Genomic DNA, 695 nt, shown 5'->3' with positions numbered 1-695 from the left:
GATCCTGGAGTCCATTGGAAGATTAATAAAACGAATTAACGGCGCGGGACACTAGATCGTCTGCACTATCAGGGTGCTTGTCGGATCGTCAATTCTCGGGCGGAAAGAAGCGAATCAAGGTCGGTATCCGCCAGCAGACGTTCTGATTCGGCATGACGTCCACGCGCTTGCCGCCCATGATGCCGACCATCGAACGGCCGTCGACGAGTTTTGTGATGCTGCGGCGGTTTCGGCGAGCGTGACTCAGGTGCGGTGACTGCTCAATTCTCCAGTCCGAGCCTGCTTCTCGAGAAATCGCTCACGAGTAACGAGATACACAGGGAATGCCATCGATACACCGATGTAAGACAATGCCACGAATATCCAGCCCCATTTGTACCCCAGTCCTATCTGCTTGCTGTCGAACACGACCCATACCATGAACACCACCCAGGCGATGGCCATGTCGATGCTGAGGAACGCGGCGGTGCCACCAGGCGCCATCGCATCGCCGAAGAACTCGACCGGGTTGAGGATGTTCCCACCGGCGGCCATCCACTGGAACGCGTGTGGCCAGGTCAACACCAGCGCGACCACGCCGGCAAGGATGAAGAAGCCATGGCGAATAGTGGTGGAGATCGATACCGACGTTGATACGGACATTGGTTCTGACATTGTCAAGCTCCTTAGCCTGAATCCGTGGAAGGTCGGTCGTT

At 56.4% G+C, this 695-nt stretch carries 1 protein-coding gene; it reads right to left on the bottom strand.

The features are described from left to right. Positions 1-243: 243 nt before the first annotated feature. Positions 244-695, bottom strand: a 452-nt coding sequence (locus tag F6Q13_RS18875) for a DUF2834 domain-containing protein (protein WP_367141375.1), incomplete at its 5' end; no start/stop codon positions are given.

The organism is Mycobacterium sp. (assembly GCF_008709575.1).
GTDB lineage: Bacteria > Actinomycetota > Actinomycetes > Mycobacteriales > Mycobacteriaceae > Mycobacterium.
This window is presented reverse-complemented; position numbering and strand designations above follow the sequence as displayed.